The sequence below is a fragment of the Neobacillus massiliamazoniensis genome (assembly GCF_001048695.1).
Lineage (GTDB): Bacteria > Bacillota > Bacilli > Bacillales > Cytobacillaceae > Neobacillus > Neobacillus massiliamazoniensis.
On the sequence record NZ_CVRB01000002.1, the window covers coordinates 1 to 20181 of the forward strand.

At 38.6% G+C, this 20181-nt stretch carries 21 protein-coding genes; 8 read left to right on the top strand and 13 right to left on the bottom strand.

Going from position 1 to position 20181, the window contains the following annotated elements:
* Positions 1 to 300 precede the first annotated feature (300 nt).
* Positions 301 to 1176, bottom strand: a complete 876-nt coding sequence (locus BN1082_RS08090; RefSeq protein WP_090633258.1) for a nucleotidyltransferase-like protein — start codon at positions 1174 to 1176, stop codon at positions 301 to 303.
* A gap of 143 nt (positions 1177 to 1319) precedes the next feature.
* Between BN1082_RS08090 and BN1082_RS08095 the strand changes: the two genes are divergently transcribed.
* Entirely contained in the window at positions 1320 to 1670 is a 351-nt protein-coding gene (locus tag BN1082_RS08095) for a YgzB family protein (protein WP_090633259.1), read from the top strand.
* A 32-nt stretch (positions 1671 to 1702) separates the two neighbouring features.
* Here the strand turns inward: BN1082_RS08095 and perR are convergent, their stop codons facing one another.
* From perR to BN1082_RS08130, 7 genes are all read right to left on the bottom strand, one after another.
* Positions 1703 to 2140 (bottom strand): peroxide-responsive transcriptional repressor PerR, encoded by a 438-nt coding sequence (gene perR, locus BN1082_RS08100; RefSeq protein ID WP_090633260.1) that lies wholly within the window; start codon positions 2138 to 2140, stop codon positions 1703 to 1705.
* 101 nt (positions 2141 to 2241) lie between these two features.
* On the bottom strand, positions 2242 to 2790 hold the full coding sequence (locus tag BN1082_RS08105; protein WP_090633261.1) for a cob(I)yrinic acid a,c-diamide adenosyltransferase: 549 nt from the start codon (positions 2788 to 2790) through the stop codon (positions 2242 to 2244).
* 237 nt (positions 2791 to 3027) lie between these two features.
* Positions 3028 to 3498 carry a thioredoxin-dependent thiol peroxidase gene (gene bcp / locus BN1082_RS08110; RefSeq protein ID WP_090633262.1) on the bottom strand — a complete coding sequence of 157 codons (471 nt, stop codon included), beginning with the start codon at positions 3496 to 3498 and terminating at the stop codon, positions 3028 to 3030.
* Between the two features lie 75 nt (positions 3499 to 3573).
* Positions 3574 to 3969, bottom strand: a complete 396-nt coding sequence (locus BN1082_RS08115; protein ID WP_090633263.1) for an ion channel — start codon at positions 3967 to 3969, stop codon at positions 3574 to 3576.
* A 76-nt stretch (positions 3970 to 4045) separates the two neighbouring features.
* Positions 4046 to 4831, bottom strand: coding sequence for an ABC transporter permease (locus BN1082_RS08120; RefSeq protein ID WP_090634883.1), 786 nt, complete (start codon positions 4829 to 4831; stop codon positions 4046 to 4048).
* A 4-nt stretch (positions 4832 to 4835) separates the two neighbouring features.
* Positions 4836 to 5627 (bottom strand): ABC transporter permease, encoded by a 792-nt coding sequence (locus tag BN1082_RS08125; RefSeq protein WP_090633264.1) that lies wholly within the window; start codon positions 5625 to 5627, stop codon positions 4836 to 4838.
* A gap of 15 nt (positions 5628 to 5642) precedes the next feature.
* On the bottom strand, positions 5643 to 6650 hold the full coding sequence (locus tag BN1082_RS08130) for an ABC transporter ATP-binding protein (RefSeq protein ID WP_090633265.1): 1008 nt from the start codon (positions 6648 to 6650) through the stop codon (positions 5643 to 5645).
* A 161-nt stretch (positions 6651 to 6811) separates the two neighbouring features.
* Between BN1082_RS08130 and BN1082_RS08135 the strand changes: the two genes are divergently transcribed.
* The 3 genes from BN1082_RS08135 to BN1082_RS08145 all read left to right on the top strand — a co-directional run bounded on the left by BN1082_RS08135 (position 6812) and on the right by BN1082_RS08145 (position 14302).
* Positions 6812 to 8107, top strand: a complete 1296-nt coding sequence (locus BN1082_RS08135) for a glutamate-1-semialdehyde 2,1-aminomutase (RefSeq protein ID WP_090633267.1) — start codon at positions 6812 to 6814, stop codon at positions 8105 to 8107.
* Between the two features lie 311 nt (positions 8108 to 8418).
* Positions 8419 to 12888: a glutamate synthase-related protein gene (locus BN1082_RS08140; RefSeq protein ID WP_090633268.1), complete on the top strand. Its 4470-nt coding sequence runs from the start codon at positions 8419 to 8421 to the stop codon at positions 12886 to 12888.
* A gap of 337 nt (positions 12889 to 13225) precedes the next feature.
* Positions 13226 to 14302 (top strand): FUSC family protein, encoded by a 1077-nt coding sequence (locus BN1082_RS08145; protein WP_090633270.1) that lies wholly within the window; start codon positions 13226 to 13228, stop codon positions 14300 to 14302.
* Between the two features lie 71 nt (positions 14303 to 14373).
* Here the strand turns inward: BN1082_RS08145 and ntdP are convergent, their stop codons facing one another.
* From ntdP to fabL, 4 genes are all read right to left on the bottom strand, one after another.
* Positions 14374 to 14904, bottom strand: coding sequence for a nucleoside tri-diphosphate phosphatase (ntdP, locus tag BN1082_RS08150; RefSeq protein WP_090633272.1), 531 nt, complete (start codon positions 14902 to 14904; stop codon positions 14374 to 14376).
* 198 nt (positions 14905 to 15102) lie between these two features.
* Complete coding sequence (locus BN1082_RS08155) at positions 15103 to 15360, bottom strand: YgaB family protein (protein ID WP_090633273.1); 258 nt, start codon at positions 15358 to 15360, stop codon at positions 15103 to 15105.
* A 763-nt stretch (positions 15361 to 16123) separates the two neighbouring features.
* Entirely contained in the window at positions 16124 to 16342 is a 219-nt protein-coding gene (locus BN1082_RS08160; RefSeq protein WP_090634885.1) for a gamma-type small acid-soluble spore protein, read from the bottom strand.
* An 82-nt stretch (positions 16343 to 16424) separates the two neighbouring features.
* The gene (fabL, locus tag BN1082_RS08165; protein WP_090633275.1) at positions 16425 to 17174 is read right to left on the bottom strand and encodes an enoyl-[acyl-carrier-protein] reductase FabL; all 750 of its coding nucleotides are present in this window, start codon (positions 17172 to 17174) and stop codon (positions 16425 to 16427) included.
* A gap of 113 nt (positions 17175 to 17287) precedes the next feature.
* On the opposite strand from fabL, the gene BN1082_RS08170 reads away from it, so the two are divergent.
* Complete coding sequence (locus BN1082_RS08170) at positions 17288 to 17494, top strand: hypothetical protein (RefSeq protein ID WP_090633277.1); 207 nt, start codon at positions 17288 to 17290, stop codon at positions 17492 to 17494.
* Here BN1082_RS08170 and mutY read toward each other — a convergent pair.
* Complete coding sequence (gene mutY / locus BN1082_RS08175; RefSeq protein WP_090633279.1) at positions 17491 to 18597, bottom strand: A/G-specific adenine glycosylase; 1107 nt, start codon at positions 18595 to 18597, stop codon at positions 17491 to 17493. The genes BN1082_RS08170 and mutY overlap by 4 nt on opposite strands.
* Before the next feature lie 123 nt (positions 18598 to 18720).
* Between mutY and BN1082_RS08180 the strand changes: the two genes are divergently transcribed.
* The 3 genes from BN1082_RS08180 to BN1082_RS08190 all read left to right on the top strand — a co-directional run bounded on the left by BN1082_RS08180 (position 18721) and on the right by BN1082_RS08190 (position 20181).
* A complete protein-coding gene (locus BN1082_RS08180; RefSeq protein ID WP_090633281.1) occupies positions 18721 to 19701 on the top strand; it encodes a metal-dependent hydrolase in 981 nt (326 codons plus the stop codon).
* 149 nt (positions 19702 to 19850) lie between these two features.
* Positions 19851 to 20018, top strand: coding sequence for a small, acid-soluble spore protein K (locus BN1082_RS08185; protein WP_090633283.1), 168 nt, complete (start codon positions 19851 to 19853; stop codon positions 20016 to 20018).
* A 19-nt stretch (positions 20019 to 20037) separates the two neighbouring features.
* A complete protein-coding gene (locus tag BN1082_RS08190; protein WP_090633284.1) occupies positions 20038 to 20181 on the top strand; it encodes a YpzG family protein in 144 nt (47 codons plus the stop codon).

Sequence of the window (20181 nt, forward strand, 5' to 3'; positions counted from 1 at the left end):
CGTCCTGAGCCAGGATCAAACTCTCCAAGAAAGTTGATTTAGCTCGAAATTTACGTTGGCTTCACATCATTAAATGAAGTGAATTATTATTGTTTGTTGACGTTTTTGTTTGTTTAGTTTTCAAAGAACAATTTCGTTTGTCGCTCCGAAGCGACTTTCTTACTATATCACGAAGTGAATCGTGATGTCAATTACTTTTTTTTGAAACCGTCACTTACGAAAGCTTTTTTAATTTGTTTCGCAGCGACGGTTATTAATATACCAAGTATTTTAAAAAAGGTCAATATGTTTTTTGCTTTTTTACGATAATTTTTTCGTTGCACGATAGTTTCGATGAAATACGCCATGACCTTTCGTTTCAATATTAACGACTTCAACCAAATGTTTTTCGATCAAATATTCAAGCAGTACTGCCATATCAACGGAATATAAACTTAATTCTTTTTCACTCATGATCTCATTGAAAGACCAATATTCTTTTTCGTTTAGAACGTCCAATATATGTGATGCTCCAATATTTGTTCTGGAATGAATCAGGAATTCACTGGCCAAAAATAAAAGTTCGAGCCTCTTTTCAATCGTTTCTTCACTACAAATAAGCTCTTCATATAATTTAAATATTTCAGGCTCAATTTGTTTAACTTGGTGCCAAACCGTTAGTTCAGGATGGAGACCATTCTCAATTACAGCCAATCTAGCTAGGTGATGCAACGAATGAACAACATGATTATATGCATCTAAAAATTGGCGGTTTTCAAATAATGCTTTCCCATCAACATACCGTCGTATTAATTTGGCAAACTCTAAACCCATTTTGATTTTCCGCCCATTAAAAGGAAACTCCCGCAATTCTACTTTCAAATTTTCTACGTAATCGTTCCGGTCAAATAATACTTTTGCATCTTGAATCCATTCAAATATTTTTCGATTGGTACCTAACAAAATCCATTCCTGTAATTGCGTTTGAGTAATAATATGCATGGCAGCCTTTTTGTCATGATAAGAATAATGCTTAATAAATAGTGGTTGCTCTGCTTCTTTTACAATAATCAATAAAATATCATCAAAAGAATCAGTTGAATAACCAGACTTTTGTTTTTTTTCCACCATCAATACTCCGAGAGTAATTGCTTGACTTGCCCTTTCTTGATAGATGGGGCGAAGGATGTCTTCCATTCATCATTCCTCCATTTTTTTCGTTAGACTATATGTTCGACAGTTACGATTAATTTCCTTCTTTCATTTAAGACAAATTTCGACATTTTTTGAATATAGCATTTTTTCCCGGATATGATATAGTTTTTCTAGGAGGGAAACAAATGCCTAAATATTCAAGTAAAATAAATAAGATCCGTTCGTTTGCGCTTGCATTAATTTTTATTGGTTTTTTTGTTATGTACGGTGGAATTTATTTTAGAACCTCACCACTTATTATGTCCATCTTCATGCTTTTGGGTCTACTTTTTATTATTGCAAGTACGGTTGTTTATTTTTGGATTGGAATGTTATCGACAAAATCTATTCAAGTAAAATGTCCAAGCTGTGGTAAGGCCACTAAAATGCTTGGAAGAGTCGATATGTGCATGCATTGCCGTGAACCATTAACCCTCGACCCAATTCTTGAGGGAAAAGAATTTGATGAGAGCTATAATAAAAAATCGAGTAAATAAAAAAAGCCGGTTCCAAAGAATCGGCTCTTACATTAATGTACTTCTTTACTGGAACATTCCGGACAGGAACCGTAAATTTCCATCCGGTGGTTGTCAACTTTAAATCCTGTTACATGTGAAGCAAGCTGTTCCACTTCATCTAAACCAGGGTAGTAAAAATCAACTATTTTTCCACAGTTCTCACAAATTACATGATAATGATTTGTTGTCACAAAATCAAAGCGACTTGATGCATCACCATACGTTAATTCTTTAACTAAACCCACTTCACGAAATACTCGCAAATTATTGTAAACTGTTGCCACACTCATATTAGGGAATTTTCCCTCTAGTGCTTTATATATTTCATCTGCTGTAGGATGTGACATCGAGTTTATTAAATACTCAAGTATCGCATGACGTTGTGGGGTGATTCTTACCCCCGTTTCTTTTAGGGTATCCAACGCTTCTTTTAATTGATTCATCGCCATGCACCTCTTTTCCAAAAATATTCTTAGATTATAATTGTTATAATTAGTTTACTAACTCAATAATACCTTTGTCAATATTGTGAACTCATAAACAGAAGGTTTTATTGATGTAACCCTTGTTCTTTATAGCCCAGTTGATCGTTAACATAGCGTGCCGCTACAAATAATAAATCCGAGAGTCGGTTTAAATAGGCAAGAACGAGAGGATTCACCTCTTCCCCAAGTTCAACTGCACATCTTTCAGCTCTTCTGGCAATTGTCCGTGCTACATGAAAGGCTGCACCGGCTGAATGTCCACCTGGTAAAATAAAATTTGTTAATTCAGGAAGAGATTCGTTCCAATTGTCGATATGTTTTTCCATTTCCTCAATATCTGAAGAAGTTAACGACCACTTTACTTCCTTTCCTTTTGGTGTAGCCAGCTCTGCTCCTACATGGAAAAGGGTTGTTTGTATTTTATGAAATAGTTCCTCAATTATTTCTTTTCCTTGAAAGTTCTCTTCAGTTAAATAGCTTAGAGCGAGTCCGATCATTGAATTGGTTTCGTCACAGGTACCATAGGCTTCAACACGAGCATCCGTCTTGGGTACCCTTTGCCCGTATAGTAAAGAAGTCGTACCCTTATCACCTGTTTTTGTATATATTTTCATTTCTAATCCCCCCAGAGATATTTATTCCGACAATTTACACTATTATTATCATGATATCACCTGTATTAGCCTTTAAGAAACTTAAAATGTTCTCAAGGCATAAAAAAAAGGGTCGATGAACGACCCAAACGTTTTATCTGAGGAGGTATGCCCTAATAAAATGATATTCAAGATGGCTATTATTGCATTGGACAAATGCCTTTGGTGAAAAAAATAGGCTGTAGTGGGCCGAAGCGGTTATTGGATATGATCTTTTATATACATTAACGCTTCTTCCACATGCCCTTTTACCTTAACCTTTCTCCACTCTCTCACGAGTTTTCCATCTTTATCAAGAATAAAAGTAGATCGTTCAATACCCATATATTCTTTCCCAAAGTTCTTCTTTAACTTCCAAACACCATATACATCTGCTGCTTTATGCTCCGTATCAGCGAGCAGCAAAAACGGTAAGCCATATTTTTCAGTGAATTGTTGATGACGATTAATCGGATCCGGGCTTACCCCTAATATTACAGCATTGACTTCTTCAAATTGTTGGATTTGGTCACGAAAATCACATGCCTCTGTCGTACAGCCTGGGGTCATATCCTTTGGATAAAAGTAAAGTACTACATTCTTTCCCCGAAAATCAGATAATTTGACTGTCTCACCATTACTTGCCTCTAATGTAAAATCCGGTGCTAACATTCCTGTTTCAACTGCCATCAATATACACCTCTTTGTTAAATTTGCCTTTATTTCATCTTAGCCTAAATAATCTTGACATCGCAAACGCCAACCTTATTTTTCACGATTTAACATCGCCTTAGCAACGAAGGCGGCCGGCATGGTATAACCAATCAATGCCTCGGTCACAGCGACAAACCTGCCAATACCATTTGGGATCACATCCCCATTCCCTACTGAAAAAAGGGTCATCGCACTAAAATAAAAGCTTGTTTCAAATATATTATTCCGAGTTTGTTCATTCATTTCAATTAAGATCGATTTCCCGATTAAATCAAAAAGAAGATAAATTAGACCATATCCGATAATGACTGTTAAATATACCGTCCCTAAATATAGGAAATTTTCAACCGAAACTAATTTTCCTCTAAGTGTGTTCGGAGTAAAAAGTGTTCTCAAGCTCATAAAGATACAAAATATAACGACGGGCATAAGGAAATAGAACAGCATGAAACCACCTCAAAATTCTACTCATGATATTCTATTTCTATGCATGCTTGGCCGCCAAAATATCAAAAAATAAATGCTAATTCCCTGCACCTCGGTATTTTTTCACACCATGGTTCCATAAAAATACTGAAAGAGTAAAAAAGATGATTCCTATCAATGGTGTAAGAAATGCATATCCAAACCATTCTTTTTTTCCAAGAAAAAAGGAAGCAGGGTACACACCAACAAAGGCAAACGGCAAGATCCATGTTAACACAAAGCGAATGACAGAATTATAAATATCTACTGGGTAGCGGCCATAGTTGCTGATATTATACATCATTGGCATGATAGATGTTCTCGCGTCAGCCCAGAAGCTAATACAGGCAATCATTACGAAAACACCACCATAAACAAGGGCTCCGCCGAAAACAAAGACAAGAAACAGAAAAGGATCGTACCAAGTGATTTTAATCCCTAGTCGACTTCCAGCATAAAACATTACGGCTATTCCAGTGATGGCTCCTACTAACGATTCAAGTTCCATTCTCTCAAGTATGATCTGAAAGAGGCTATGAATAGGCCTTGTTAATATTCGGTCCAGTTCCCCTTTTACGATATATCTTTCATTGAAATCCCAAATATTAAAGAAAGCCGAAAACAAAGCATAGGGAACAAGAAAAAATCCATAGATAAAAATAATTTCATCTTTATTCCATCCGTGTAGCAAGCTAGTGTGTCCAAAAACAATCAATATAAATACAAGGTTTATAGCCTGTGAGAATAAATCCGAGAAAAATTCAACAAATAAATCAGCCCGATACTGAAAGCGTGTTTTTAAATATTGAGCAATATATTGAAAAAACATGGATGTATAAAACAACATCTTACCCCCCTTGAATAATCAATTGCTTTTTGGCAAAATACCATAGCAACTGAATAGGCAGAATAAGAATGATAACCCAAATAAACTGCCCACCAATCGCAGCTACTGCCTGCTCATGGGAAAATCCTTTTGTAAAAATCATACTGGGGATATAGCTAATTCCTTGAAAAGGCAGATATTTCATTGCTGCTTGCGCCCACCCCGGAAAGAAGCTAATAGGAAGAAGCAAGCCCGAAAACAGATCAATTACAACACGCTTCGCTCGAATTAATCCCGCATTATTATATAAGAAGAAAGTGGTGATTCCCGTTAATAAATTTAACTGGGTATTGATAAAAAAGCTGAATAAAATGGAAATGGAAAATAACCCCCATACACTGGGATCCCAGCTTATTTTCACGGGGAAAATAAACGATACAATCACAAAACCAGGTACAGAAAAAAGGAAAAGCCGAAAAATTCCTTCACCAAATCCCTGCATCGTTTTCATAACAAGATAGTTGTAAGGTCTTATTAATTCGGTTGCTACCTTCCCTTCCATAATTTCGAGCGCCATTTCTCGGTCAAGGTTATTAAAATAAAACGCTCGAGCCATCCAGGAAATCGCGACATAAGTAGTCATTTGTGCGACTGAAAGCCCGACTATTTGCTGCTTCTCCCCATAGATCGCTGTCCACAAAAAATAATAAGCTCCGATATTAATACTATAAATAATGATACCTGTATAATAATTAGTCCGATAGGCGAGCATCATTAAAAAGCGGATTCTAATCATTTCTAAATATTTATCCACGCTAGTCTCACCCCTTTATGCCAAACCCTTTTCATAAATATTGCGAATGATTTCTTCAGTAGATATTTCCTTCATTTTAATGTCCTTTATTTTAAATGAAGACACAACTCTTGCAATCACTTGCGAGACAAGCACATCGCTATCCTCTATGGAAGCAACAAATATTTGCTCTTTTTCATCCACTTCCCACTTAACAGGCAAACTGCCGGTTATTGCGACTAGTGAGTTAACATGAACTGGATCAAGAAATTGGAACTGCAGTTCTTTTCCTTCGCCCCATTTCTCTTTTAATTGATGCAATGCCCCATCATAAATAATTTTCCCTTCATCAAGCATAATCACGCGGTCACATAACGCTTCAATGTCAGATAAATCATGGGTTGTCAGTAAGATAGTCGTATTATATTTCTCGTTTATTTCTTTTAGGAATTCACGTATCTTCAATTTAACTAAAACATCTAATCCAATTGTTGGCTCATCCAAAAACAAGAGCGGCGGATTGTGAATCAAAGCAGCAGCAAGTTCGCATCTCATTCTTTGACCAAGTGATAATTTTCGGACAGGTTTATCTAATAGCGGTTCAATATCCAATGTTTTAATCACATGGCCCATATGACTGTTATAATCTGCGTCGGAAACTTTATATACTTTTTTCAAAAGACGAAATGATTCTTGGACGGCAATATCCCACCATAATTGTGACCTCTGTCCAAACACAACACCAATTGTTTGTACAAATTTCTCCCGCTCTTTATGGGGATTCATGCTATTAACCGAGATTTCCCCCGATGTTGGCGTCAAAATTCCTGTCAGCATTTTAATCGTCGTTGATTTCCCTGCTCCATTTTCACCAATATAACCAACCATTTCCCCTTGCCGCACTGAGAAATTAATATCATTCACCGCAGGTACAATCTTATAATTTCGGGTAAAAAGGTCGCGAAACGCCCCCTTTAAGCCTTTTCGGCTTGAATAGGCCTTAAATTCCTTGCGAAGATCTTTCACTTCGATTGCATTTGTCATTCTTATTCCTCCTGAAGCATATCCTAAAGAAATAGTTTAGCTAAATAGTGCTGGTAAAACAAATTTTCTGCATATAATCCATTTTCTCAAATTTTAAAAAAAGAAATTAGCATAATAATAGTGTTAAAATAAGAAAGAACAAAACTTAAGGAGGAAAGATTATGCAGTTTTCTAATTCCGAGTCATTACATAATGAAGCACTTCAGCACATCGTTGGGGGGGTCAACAGTCCTTCCCGCTCTTATAAAGCAGTAGGAGGCGGCTCTCCAGTTGCCATGGAACGAGGACAAGGAGCCTACTTCTGGGACGTCGACGGCAATCAATATATCGATTATCTTGCTGCCTACGGTCCGATTATCACCGGCCATGCCCATCCGCATATTACAAAAGCGATTGTAAAGGCAGCTGAAACTGGTGTTCTCTATGGCACACCTACACCACACGAGGTCAAATTTGCGAAAATGTTAAAAGAAGCAATTCCATCACTTGATAAAGTTCGCTTTATGAACTCCGGAACAGAAGCCGTCATGACAACGATTCGTGTCGCTCGTGCATATACTGGGAGAGATAAAATTATTAAGTTTGCCGGCTGCTATCACGGGCATTCCGACCTTGTCCTAGTAGCTGCAGGATCAGGTCCTTCAACCCTTGGAACCCCTGACTCTGCCGGTGTTCCTAAAAGTATTGCTCAAGAAGTCATCACGGTTCCTTTTAATGATATTGAACCATTTAAAGAGGCCCTTGAGAAATGGGGAGACCAAGTAGCTGGAGTATTAGTGGAACCTATTGTTGGTAACTTTGGTATTGTTGAGCCAAAACCGGGCTTCCTTCAGCAAGTAAATGATCTTACCCATGCAGCAGGCGCACTGGTAATTTACGATGAAGTAATAACTGCTTTCCGTTTTATGTATGGCGGTGCTCAAGATTTGCTTGGTATTAAGCCGGATTTAACTGCGCTAGGAAAAATTATCGGCGGCGGTCTGCCAATTGGCGCATATGGCGGACGGAAAGAGATCATGGAAAAGGTTGCACCACTCGGCCCAGCCTATCAAGCGGGAACGATGGCTGGAAATCCTGCCTCCATCCTTGCCGGTATTGCCTGCCTTGAAGTCTTAAAGCAGGACGGCGTTTACGATTATTTGGACCGATTAGGTGCAATGCTTGAGGAAGGGATTCTATCTTCCGCAAAAGAACATGGTATTGATATTACCATTAATCGCTTAAAAGGTGCTTTAACGGTTTACTTCACAAAAGAAACAATCGAAAATTACGATCAGGCTCTAAACACGGATGGAGAAATGTTTGCTAAATTCTTCAAGCTAATGCTCCACCAAGGTATTAATCTTGCTCCATCAAAATACGAAGCATGGTTTTTGACTATCGCCCATACAGAAGAAGATGTCGAAGCGACTCTTCATGCAGTTAACAATGCATTTTCATCACTTAAATCTGAATAAATATTCAATATTTATACAATAAAAGGGAGTGAATTTTACTCCCTTTTATTTTACGTTTCACTTGAAAACGTTTACAAAATAGTTTTTCTTCATTTTTTCACCGTAATTTACCAGCGCATTTTTTATCCAAAACATTGCATATTTATTTGATTTCTGAAAATTCATATGATACTATTAAATTATTATTTTTATTTTATCCCTTTAACTTGATGCCCCATTAAAGTAATATCCACCATAACAAAAAGTTGCCTATTCCAATAGTTTAATAGGAGGTGAAGCGGCTTAAGAGGTCTTCCTTCTTAGCCGTAAAAATGACACAAAAATGGACCCCTTCCCTTTTCAAAGATTTCCATAAACATGAGCACGATGCCTGTGGAATCGTTGCTTGTCTCGAGAAAAAGAAGCAGCCAACGAGAAAAAATATCTTCAATTGTATTCATGCACTTGTCACAATGAATCACCGCGCAGGCTTTATCGATGGTGAAGGTGATGGTGTTGGGATTCATATTGATATTCCAAGAAAGCTTTGGAAAGAAAAATTACGGACTGCAGGTATTGATACTACCATTGTTGATCATGAAGGCTTTGCAGTTGGTCATATTTTCATCAGCCAAAAAGCAAACTGGAATGAAACAAAAAAAGAATTACTTACAAAACTGGAGAAAAATCATTTTGAACTCGTATTAGAAACGAATCATGTGACAAATCCTTCTGCCCTAGGTCCGATCGCCATTCAGGAAAATCCGGTATTTTGGCAATTTGCCATTCTTTCAGCAAAAAAAGGGCAAGAACTAACAAAAGCACTTTTTGAATGCTTAGTTGATTTTGAAACAAACGAACAAGTCCATGTAGCTTCACTCAGTCAAAATCACGCTGTCTATAAGGTTATGGGAGCAGGCGATATTCTTCCACGCTACTATCAGGATTTAGCAAGCCCACTTGTAGCATCGACAATGACACTTGGACACAATCGCTATTCAACCAATACTCTTTCGAGCTTTTTTCGTGTGCAGCCATTTAGTGTGCTTGGGCATAATGGAGAAATTAATACGATAGCAAAGCTTCGTGATGAAGCCAAAATGATTGGAGTACCGCTTGTAAAAGATGGCAGTGACTCACAGGATTTAAGCAGAACTATAGAAACGTTGATCTGTCGGGATGGCTATTCCTTATTCGAAGCAATGGATGTTCTATTTCCGCCGATTATCAATGAAATAAAGGCCTATCCTGCTCATTTACAAGATTTATATACGTATCTTCGAGAAAGCTGGGGGCATTTTGCACAAGGACCTGCCGGAATTATTTCAAGATTCGGAGATGAAGCCGTATTTAGTGTGGATGCACTAGGCTTACGCCCACTGTGGATGCTTGAGACAGAAAGCTCTTATTTGTTCTCCTCTGAGCCGGGAATTATACCATCAAGTGAATACATGAATGATCCGAAACCGCTTGCACCTGGTGAAAAAGTCGGATTTAAATGGAACGGAGAAGAATTAGTAGTTTATGAGCAAAACCACTACCAGAATGAAGTATATCAGCGTTTTTCCAAGCGAGTAAATCTCCATGAAGCAAGACTCAGACTACAGGTCCCTACCTTAAATAAAGTGATAACGATGAATTATCCTGATAAAATTCATAACGGTCAATATAAAGCATTTGGCTGGGAACGCGATCACATTCAATTAATCGAACAAATGGCTGAAAAAGGTGTCGAGCCGATTCGATCACTTGGGCATGATGCTCCACTTGCGGCTCTTAATCCAGAACGAATCAATCTAGCGGATTACTTAAAAGAAAGTGTTGCGGTTGTTACGAATCCTGCGATTGACCGCGACAGGGAAACTGAACATTTTTCAACACGTGTTATTATTGGAAAAAGACCAACACTGTTCCAAAATGAACCAACTAACACGGTGATTGAACTACTTACTCCCCTTCTGTTGGAAGGAAAAGCCGGATTTAGCTGTTATGAAACGTTGGGACAGCCAAGCTTCGATCAAGTCATTCACTATTTTCAAGAGCAAAAATTAACTGCGTTTATTTCGACTACTTTTAGTAAAAGGGAAACAATTACTGAAGCACTCGAAAGGCTTGCTAAGGAAGCCGTTCAAGCAGTAAAGTCGGGAAAAACGATTCTTGTTCTTGATGATGCTAAAGCTCACCACGAGGATTCTTATTGGATGGATCCGCACCTTGCCACATCAGCGATTGACCAAGCATTAGTCAAAGCTGAATTGCGGCGAGATTGTTCATTAGTTTTACGCTCAGCAGCTATCCGATCACTCCATGACATTGTAACTGTTTTTGGCTTGGGAGCAGATTTGATTAGCCCTTATTATATGTTCATGACTGTGCTCGATGAATCGATGTCACCACTGCTCAATTTGTATAGTGCAGTATCGAAAGGGCTTGAAAAAGTCATTTCTACAATTGGAATTCATGAGTTACGCGGCTATGGCCGACTCTTCTCCAGTATCGGCTTACACGAGGAAGTTGCCGATGTGTTAAATATCGTAAACTTTTTTGGATCAAAAGATATAGCAGCTGATTTTGAAGCCATGAAACAAGATGCATTATCAAGAGCAGAGGATTACCATAACGTAAAAGAAAGGGTAGGGAAAACCTTCCACCTCTTTCCCCGTATTTGGAAGTCGATTAGCGAGGTTGCGGCAACAGGTGATTACAGTGTTTATCGCGATAAAATTACTGAACAAGAGAGGGATAATCCCATCACGATTCGTCACCTGATTCAATTAAAGAAAGGTAATCAATCCATCTCTCCTGAATTGGTTGATATTCGAGTCGGAGAGCATGATTTACCGTTCGTGATTTCTTCGATGTCATTTGGTTCGCAAAATGAAACAGCCTTCAGAGCCTATGCTAAAGGGGCTGATCGCTTGAACATGGTCAGCCTCAATGGTGAAGGCGGAGAGATTAAGGATATGCTTGGAAAGTATCCGAAAACAAGAGGTCAGCAAATTGCCTCCGGCCGTTTCGGAGTTAATGCAGAGCTCTTAAACTCCTCTAATCTGCTTGAAATTAAAATTGGGCAGGGGGCAAAGCCTGGTGAAGGCGGGCATCTTCCTGGCTCAAAGGTAACAGCAAAGGTTGCGGCAGCCCGTAATGCCACACTGGGCTCTGATTTGATCTCACCATCAAATAACCATGATATTTATTCCATCGAAGATTTAGCTCAAATGATTCAGGAATTAAAGACAGCAAATGATCAGGCAAAAATTGCAGTTAAGGTACCGGTCGTTCCTAATATCGGAACCATTGCAGTTGGTATAGCCAAAGCAGGTGCAGACATTATTACTCTCAGCGGCTTTGATGGCGGGACCGGTGCGGCAAGAATTCATGCTCTTCAGCATGTCGGACTTCCGGTTGAGATTGGCGTAAAAGCGGCTCATAATGCCTTGTTAGAAAGCGAGCTTCGCCATAAAGTAGAATTATGGGCCGACGGTGGAATGAAGAGCGCAGTAGACGTCATTAAGGTTATGCTGCTTGGTGCGAATCGAATTGGTTTTGGAACCTTATCCATGCTCGCAATCGGCTGTACGACATGCCGTGGCTGCCATTTAGACACATGCCATGTGGGAATCGCTACCCAAATAGAATCAGAAGCCCAAGCAAAAGAGCATGGACTGCGTCGTTTTGTACCGAGACAATTAGAATTAGCAGTTCAAGGAATTATGAACCTTTATACTGCATTTGGAAACGAAGTAAAGGCGCTAGCAGCATCTTTAGGAATTCGGAACTTACAGGAGGCTGTTGGCCGATCAGATTTATTAGAACAAGTTAATGGTCAGAATCTGCTTGATCTCTCCTACCTGATTAAAACACTGGAAGTTAGCCAGCTATCTAAACCAAAAGGATCAAAAGCGACTGAAGAGGTCCAAATGCAAGTAGCAGTTGGAGCAGAGTATCTCGATGCAAGTATCGAACAATTACATTCCTCACGTGAATTTGTTAGTGTAACATCAGAACAGCGGGTTTTAGGCAGCCGTGTATCCTGTCACCGTGTCCGCGGCAGACTGGACGGCTCCTACATGCAGCTTCCGCATGTTCAGCTTAAATACAAGGAAGGCTCCATCCCTGGAAACGGCTTAGGCGCCTATAATAGTGAAGGAATTGACATCACAGTTACCGGTGGTGGTCAAGACGGTGTTGGAAAAACTTCCTTCGGCGGTACTATTCATATCCTTAAGTCTAAAGGAAAAAATGGTCACTATTACAACGGCTCCGTTGGAAAAGGTTTCGGTTACGGAGCACAAAAAGGTCTCTTAGTCGCACAGGGCAATGCCGATGCCCGTGCAGGAATTCGACTTTCAGGGGCGGATCTGATTATCGGCGGATCTGTGAAAAAACCGATCCCGCATCAAGAATTTGGCAACATTGGCGCTAATGCTAATATTAAAGGATTTGCCTTTGAATACATGACAAACGGCCGCGGCCTCGTATTGGGCGACCCTGGACCATGGATTTGTGCCGGAATGACTGGCGGAGTGGTATACATCCGTCATCAGCCAGAAGTCGGCATGACAAAGGATGCGATTAGAAGAAGGATTGCAAAAGGAGCAAACGTTTCTGTCCTTAACCTAAACGATAAAGGTAAAAAGGATCTAGTCGAGCTATTAAGCAGGTATACTGACTTACTCGAAAAAAGTGGTCAGTCTGAAGAAGCAAGCGAGCTCCGAACCCTTCTAAGCAATCCAGAGGAACACTTTGTGCAAATTCTGCCTGTCAAAGAGCAGGCAGACCCATCCGTTTCAACGGAATAAAAAGAAAAGCGGAAGCGCCTTGATCAGCCCCGACAAGCATAAGACGCTTCCAAAAAGAAGGCGTTTTTTGCCTTCATTTTGGAAGTGGCTTATGACCTCGAGGGGCTAGGCGCTGGAGCTGGACAAACAGAAAAGCGCCTCGGTCGGACAATTTTCGATGTCAAATTATCTCTTTAAAAAGACGTCCACTTTCATTGATGGACGTTTTTTTATTCTTTTTTTAATAAATTGTTCATATAATTATCCTTGATATTATAATTTAATCACTGTATAGTACATTATTATTATTTATGAACATACATAATAAAATTACATTTTCGAAAGGAAATTATTTAATATGAAGCTAGGTGCCCGAATCTTAAAAACGGGAATAGCCCTTGTATTATCCCTTTATTTAGCGCAACTGCTACATTCACCTTCACCTGTATTTGCAGGTATTGCAGCGATATTTGCCATTCAACCGACCATTTATCGGTCCTATTTAACAATTATTGAACAAATTCAAGGAAATATCATCGGTGCAGTGCTAGCCGTCATTTTTGTTCTTCTCTTAGGAAATCATTTTATCGTTATCGGAATAGCTGCTATCATCGCCATTATCATAAATCTTAAGCTTAAACTTGAAAATACGATTGGACTTTCACTTGTTACGTTAGTGTCGATTATGGAAACACAAGGCGGAAATTTTATTCAGTTTGCCGAAATCCGTTTCTCGACAATCATGGTTGGGGTTTTTTCTGCCTTTATTGTCAATCTCTTTTTTATGCCTCCAAAATATGAAAAGAAGCTTTTTTTCAGCATTTCTAGCACAACCGAAGAAATGATTCGTTGGATTCGTATGAGTACTCGCCATGATTTTGGTCATCAAAACCTTAAAAGGGATATTGAAAAATTAAAAAATAATATCAATAAAATGGGGCAGTTTTACATGATGTATAAGGAGGAACGAATTTATTTTAAAAAAAACACTGTGGATAAATCACGGAAGCTTGTTATATATCGACAAATGATTACGGCCAATAAAAAAGGACTGGATACGCTAAGACGATTGCATCGATTTGAAAATGAAATACTACACCTTCCTGAAAAATTTCAGCTTTCAATACAGGAGCAATTAGATTGCCTTATCTATCATCAGGAACATCTTATATTACGATTTAGTGGTAAGATTCCAAATCCACCTGTTGCCGGAGAGGGTATTGTTTGTTTAAATAAAAAAGAATTATTTGACCTCTTCTTAATTCATCAAAAAGAATTCTCAGAACATGAAAACCCGAGCTTGTACCATATGATGCAAATCGTCGCATCCATCATTGATTATGGCGAACAGGTAGAACATCTTGAAACATTGATTTCTAGCTTTCATTCTTTTCATCAAAAGGAAGTATTAATTAAGAAAGATTCTGTGCAATAAATAGACAAAAACCGAAGCAATGATTCTGCTTCGGTTTTCTTTTACTCTAGCCAACGACCCACATCCTCTACCTAACGTCTGTAGGTTAAATACCGCTCATACCAAATATCGATAAAATCGGGTGCGAATGGGCCATTGCGCTGACGAATCCAGCGAATCAGTATGTCCACATTTCGTTTAAGAATTTGGTCGATGACCTCCGGATAGTTCATTTCACGACGATGCCGTTCATACTCATCCTCATCTAATAAATTAAATGTCATGTCCGGAAACACCTTAATATCTAAATCATAATCAATATACTTTAGTGCTTCCCCATCAAAAATAAATGGTGAACTAATATTGCAATAATAATATATGCCATCCTCACGAATCATTCCAATCACATTAAACCAATATTGTGAATGGAAGTAACAAATGGCTGGCTCCCTTGTTACCCACGTTCTTCCATCTGATTCCGTCACAATCGTCCGATCATTTCCACCTATCACTAAATTCTGAGATCCTTTTAATACGGTTGTTTCTTCCCAGACGCGATGGATGTGCCCATTGTGTTTATAGCTATGTATTTGTACTGGTTCACCTTCTAAGGGTACGCCCATGATTCTCCCCTGCCTTTATTCCTGAACGCTTTGCAACCTATCCTAAACATAAATAAACGACAAAAGGCAACAAAGTACAATTCCTATTTTCTATTATTATAACGGTTGAGAGCAGAATTTAAAACAAAAGAGCCATTATTTACATGACTCTTTGTAAAAATTTGCGTATATTTAGTCAAAAAATCTACCTTTTCCAGCTTATAATGATGCTGATAAATTCACATCCCGGTATGAATTAATAACTTCTTCTGTTTGTCGTTCAAAAATCAACTGGATTTCCCTCAACTCTTTTTTCATCTGTTGGATATCATCTTGGATACTTTCAAGGTCGGTTGCATTCTGTAATTTTCTCAGCTCATCTTCAATTTCTTGGCACCGTTCCAGCTCTGCTTGAATGTACAATAATTTTTCCATTGTCTTCATTTGTTCGGAAACTAATCGGTTAAATTGATTCATTTCCCTCACCGCCTTATTATTTTGCTTCACTGAATAGTGACATTACTTCTAAATAAAAAATATTTCTTTACATACTATGTATTCTTTTTACGAACATGATTTTCCTTTGACTACTTATGTAAAAAAAATAGAAGTTTTGACGAAAATGAAAAGCGGTAGCGCCTTCGGAACAAGCACAGCTTGTTTCTGCGAGGAAGAGCTTCGTTTATATATTTCGAAGCTCATTTTCACCTAGAAAAAAAACGGATATGTGCCGTTTTTCGGATTTATGTGCCGTTTTTCGGATTTATGTGCCATTTTTCAAATATATGTGCCGTTTCTCGATTTTATGTGCCGTTTTTAACTTTTATGTGCCATTTGATCCCGAGCACCTTTTTTCACCCTTGAAAAGTGCTCTTTTTATAAATTCCAGAGCTCATTTTCTGGATTTTCACCTAGAAAAAACGGATATGTGCCATTTTTAATTTTTATGTGCCGTTTTTTGGATTTATGTGCCATTTTTCAAATATATGTGCCGTTTCTCGATTTTATGTGCCGTTTTTAACTTTTATGTGCCATTTGATCCCGAGCACCTATTTTCACCATTGAAAAGAGCTCTTTTTATAAATCCCAGAGCTCATTTTCTAGATCTTCCCCTAGAAAAAACGGATATGTGCCGTTTTTCAAATATTGGTTTTATTATTTTAGTAAAAAATCAACAATGAACTTTAACCGAATAAAAAGAAGGCACTCTATATTTGAGTGCCTTCTACATTCCATATGATTAGCTTTGTCCAAATTGGCCTGCGCCTTGGTTTTTTTTAGCTTCTGATTGTTGATTTTGTTGTTTTACCTCTTGCGCATTTGTCTCGCTGCCAAATTCAGTTCCATATTGGCCAGCTGCACCTACAGCTCCTGCACCAGTACCAGCTGATTGAGCGTTTTGTTGTTTTACTTCCTGAATATTTGTTCCAGCAGAAGTTTTGTTAGCTTGTTGATTCATTTTTGCCATCGTCATATCACCTCCACGTGCTTAATGTAACCATGTGCAGTGGAAATTATCCAAAAAATTTTTTAGAAATAAACTATACTAGTAAGGAAATACCACCATCAACAATAATGGTTTGTCCCCTAATCATACTGGATTCATCGGAAATAAGGAACATGATACAGTTTACCATATCATCAATTTCCACCATTTTTCCAGCTGGTGTTTTGTCCTTTGCCTCCTGAAGAATTTCTTCCCGATTTGGAAAATGCTTCAAGGCTTCCGTATCGACAGCACCGCCAGATACCGCATTTACTACAATATTTTTTTGTGACAGTTCAACGGCCAAATATCTTGTTAAGGCTTCAAGAGCTGCTTTTGAAACACCGACTGCCGTGTAATTTTTTAAATAGCGGATGGCACCGAGAGAACTGATGCTGACAATTTTCCCTCCACCATTTTTCTCCATCAGCTTCGCAGCTTCTTGAGCACAAAACAACAGGGCTTTACTATTAATGTTTAACGTCCAGTCCCAATGTGACTCCTCAAGCTCCATTATCGGACGTTGAACGCCGGAAGCAGCATTATTGACAAAAACATCCAAACGACCAAATTCCTCGTCTATTTTCGTAAACATTTCTTTAATTTTATTAACATCACCAACATTGGCTTTCACAATTAACGCTTTTCTGCCTAAAGCCTCTATTTGTTCGGCTGTTTCGAGGGCACCGGACTTACTTCTCGCATAATTTATGACAATATCATACCCAGCTTCTGCCAAGCGCAATGCGGCTGCTTTCCCTATCCCCCTGCTTGAGCCTGTAATCAGTGCTACTTTTTGTGTCATGATTCCCAATCCCTTCTATTTCGAGTAATGTTACCATTTTATCCGTTCCCTGAATAGAAGACAATCAAGAACCATATACTAATGGAAAATTTATCGTTGAAAGGAAGAAAAAAATGTATTCAGGACGGGATATGACAGAGCTTTCGATGATGGCAAAAGCGGATTGGGATAACAATGAATTGAGTTTTTTCCATCAATCCCTTCAGCAAATAGCACCCTATTTAAATAGTGAAGGTCAGACAATCCATCGAGAAATCATTGAAGAAATTGAAAATAGGGGCGGAGTTAAATCAATGAATAAAAATGAACGCCTTTTTTAATGGCGTTCATTTTTTTCCTTATACATTTTAAAGACTTTTTGATAGGGAACCGGAAACGCATAATTCTCCATTTCTTCTAATGAAGCAAGCTTCCATTCCCCATTTCCCGGTTGATGGAATGTCCTTATTTTTCCAGTGTAAACCTTTATGTTCCAGACTAGATGGGAAAATACATGTTCAATTTGACCAATTGCTTTCTCAATCTCGATATCTAGATGATGGGAATCCATGAATAAATCTGCAATTTTCTCCCGTTCAGTTTGCATTGGATGATGAATTTCTATATTCGGACACTCCCACAAATTTGCAAGTAAACCATTGTCAGGACGTTTATGAATTAAAAATTTTCCGCTGTCATCGGTAAGAACCACTGTAGCAAGCTCAATTACCCGTTGTTTATTTTTTTTCGTTTTTACTGGAAGATCATTTTGTACTCCTTCAGAAAACGCTTGGCAATGATCACGTACTGGGCATAATAAGCATGAAGGCGATGTTGGCGTGCAGACCAACGCACCTAATTCCATTAATGCCTGATTAAACTCCGAGGGTTCTTCATGGGAAATGAGTTCACGAACGGCTTTTTCAAAAACCTTCCTGGAAGAAGGCTTAGCAATATCTTCCCAGATGGAAAGAATTCTTGATAAAACCCTCATGACATTTCCGTCGACTGCCGGTTCGGGAAGTCCGTAAGCTATGCTTAAAATCGCTCCTGCCGTGTAGGGACCGACCCCTTTAAGCTTGGCAATTTCATCAGGGGTATTGGGTACTTTCCCCATGTATTTCTCTTTTACTTCTTTAACAGCGGACTGTAAATTTCTAACGCGAGAATAATATCCGAGGCCTTCCCATGCTTTCAATACTTTATCTTCATCAGCGTCGGCCAGTGATTCGATAGTTGGAAACCATTCAATAAAACGATTAAAATAAGGGATAACGGTATCTACTCTTGTTTGCTGAAGCATGATTTCTGAGACCCAAACTTTATAAGGATCCTGATCTTTTCGCCATGGTAAATCCCGCTGCTCCTGTTTAAACCAGGCGATTAAATCTCGTTGAAATTTATTAATATTGATTTTTTCTATTGTTTTTAGTTCAATTAACATTGTAAAGATGCCTCCGTTTTTGCAACAATAACGATTTTGGGAATATAATAAGAACAACTTTTTGTTTTACGATAATCCAACTTTACTTTTTTGACAAGAATTTATTAAAGGAGGTTCCTCCGATTGGATACTGGAACTCATGTTGTGATGGGAATTGCATTAGGAGGTCTTGCTACTTTAGACCCTGTTGTGGCAACGAACCATGCTGTTGCCTCTAGTGTCTTAATAGGCACGATCGCTGGTTCCCAAATACCTGATATTGATACGTTATTAAAATTAAGAAACAATGCAATTTATATTCGGAATCATCGTGGGATTACCCACTCAATTCCAGCTGTCATCTTATGGCCGCTTGTCCTTAGCGCTATTATCTTTCCATTTTTTCCTGGTGCCAATCTTTTTCATTTATGGGCCTGGACATTCTTAGCTGTATTTATCCACGTGTTTGTTGATATTTTTAATGCCTATGGAACACAGGCTTTACGACCTTTTTCTAATAAGTGGGTTGCGCTAGGAGTAATTAATACCTTTGATCCATTTATTTTCGGGATTCACATTCTGGGGATTTTCATTTGGATGGCCGGTGCAAACCCTGGCTACACCTTTTTGGTCATGTATGCCATCATCATTGCTTATTACTTCAAGCGATTTTCCTTGAAGCGCAGTGTACACTTGAAGGTAAAAGCCATGATTCCGGATGCAACAGAAATTATTATCGCACCAACGATGCGGTTTCATCAATGGAGAATTGCTGCCATGAATGAAAAGCAATTTTTCGTGGGAAAGGCTGTTAAAAATCAAGTGGAAATTCTTGATCGCTTTAACCGTGTACCAGTACCTTCAACTCCGGTCATTGAAGCCGCAAAAACAGACAAAAATCTATCCGCGTTTCTTTCCTTTTCCCCTGTTTACCGCTGGGAATTGGATGAATATGATGATTTTTACGAGGTACGGTTTATTGATTTACGTTATCGTAGCAACGGTCATTATCCATTCGTTGCCGTAGTCCAATTGGATTGTGATTTAAAACGAATCAGTTCCTATACTGGCTGGGTTTTCAGCGAGCAAAAATTGCGAAAAAAATTGAGCATCATCCCAAGTTAAAAGAGCATGACTCGTTCATGCTCTTTTCTTAATTCCCATTTTCTTTTAACATAACTAAACCTTTATCATCAAATACTAATTGTACGTGATAAGCATTGAGAAATGCTTGGTTGATCACGGTTTCTCATTTTCCATATTGGAGGTACAACATGAGAAATAAGGAAACGAATTTCCCGAATCAGAATAATAATAAGCTTGAGGGTGAGCCACGAGCAAAAGCTGAGTATGCTTCAAAGCGGGCAGATGGCTCCACCAATACGCATCCACAAGAGCGAATGCGTGCATCTGGTATGCGTGAAAATAATACTCAAAAATAAACTTTTGAGGAGGAAGCATATGGGAAAAAAAATGTTTTTTGAAAACCGTCCATTTTCAACACCATGGGCCAACCCGAAACATGCTCATTCTCAGGTAAATGGCGAGTCCAAGCTTACCCAGGACCTCATCATATTAAAGCACATGACCAGAAAGCAGTCGTAA

Coding starts and splice junctions, on each gene's coding strand:
- BN1082_RS08130 (WP_090633265.1), bottom strand. CDS start 6,650: ATGACAAATGCAATCGAAGTGAAAGATCTTCGCAAGGAATTTAAGGCC.
- BN1082_RS08090 (WP_090633258.1), bottom strand. CDS start 1,176: ATGGAAGACATCCTTCGCCCCATCTATCAAGAAAGGGCAAGTCAAGCA.
- BN1082_RS08170 (WP_090633277.1), top strand. CDS start 17,288: ATGTATTCAGGACGGGATATGACAGAGCTTTCGATGATGGCAAAAGCG.
- BN1082_RS08190 (WP_090633284.1), top strand. CDS start 20,038: ATGGGAAAAAAAATGTTTTTTGAAAACCGTCCATTTTCAACACCATGG.
- BN1082_RS08185 (WP_090633283.1), top strand. CDS start 19,851: ATGAGAAATAAGGAAACGAATTTCCCGAATCAGAATAATAATAAGCTT.
- BN1082_RS08145 (WP_090633270.1), top strand. CDS start 13,226: ATGAAGCTAGGTGCCCGAATCTTAAAAACGGGAATAGCCCTTGTATTA.
- ntdP (WP_090633272.1), bottom strand. CDS start 14,904: ATGGGCGTACCCTTAGAAGGTGAACCAGTACAAATACATAGCTATAAA.
- bcp (WP_090633262.1), bottom strand. CDS start 3,498: ATGGCAGTTGAAACAGGAATGTTAGCACCGGATTTTACATTAGAGGCA.
- BN1082_RS08155 (WP_090633273.1), bottom strand. CDS start 15,360: ATGAATCAATTTAACCGATTAGTTTCCGAACAAATGAAGACAATGGAA.
- BN1082_RS08135 (WP_090633267.1), top strand. CDS start 6,812: ATGCAGTTTTCTAATTCCGAGTCATTACATAATGAAGCACTTCAGCAC.
- BN1082_RS08095 (WP_090633259.1), top strand. CDS start 1,320: ATGCCTAAATATTCAAGTAAAATAAATAAGATCCGTTCGTTTGCGCTT.
- fabL (WP_090633275.1), bottom strand. CDS start 17,174: ATGACACAAAAAGTAGCACTGATTACAGGCTCAAGCAGGGGGATAGGG.
- BN1082_RS08140 (WP_090633268.1), top strand. CDS start 8,419: ATGACACAAAAATGGACCCCTTCCCTTTTCAAAGATTTCCATAAACAT.
- BN1082_RS08105 (WP_090633261.1), bottom strand. CDS start 2,790: ATGAAAATATATACAAAAACAGGTGATAAGGGTACGACTTCTTTACTA.
- perR (WP_090633260.1), bottom strand. CDS start 2,140: ATGGCGATGAATCAATTAAAAGAAGCGTTGGATACCCTAAAAGAAACG.
- BN1082_RS08115 (WP_090633263.1), bottom strand. CDS start 3,969: ATGCTGTTCTATTTCCTTATGCCCGTCGTTATATTTTGTATCTTTATG.
- BN1082_RS08160 (WP_090634885.1), bottom strand. CDS start 16,342: ATGAATCAACAAGCTAACAAAACTTCTGCTGGAACAAATATTCAGGAA.
- mutY (WP_090633279.1), bottom strand. CDS start 18,597: ATGTTAATTGAACTAAAAACAATAGAAAAAATCAATATTAATAAATTT.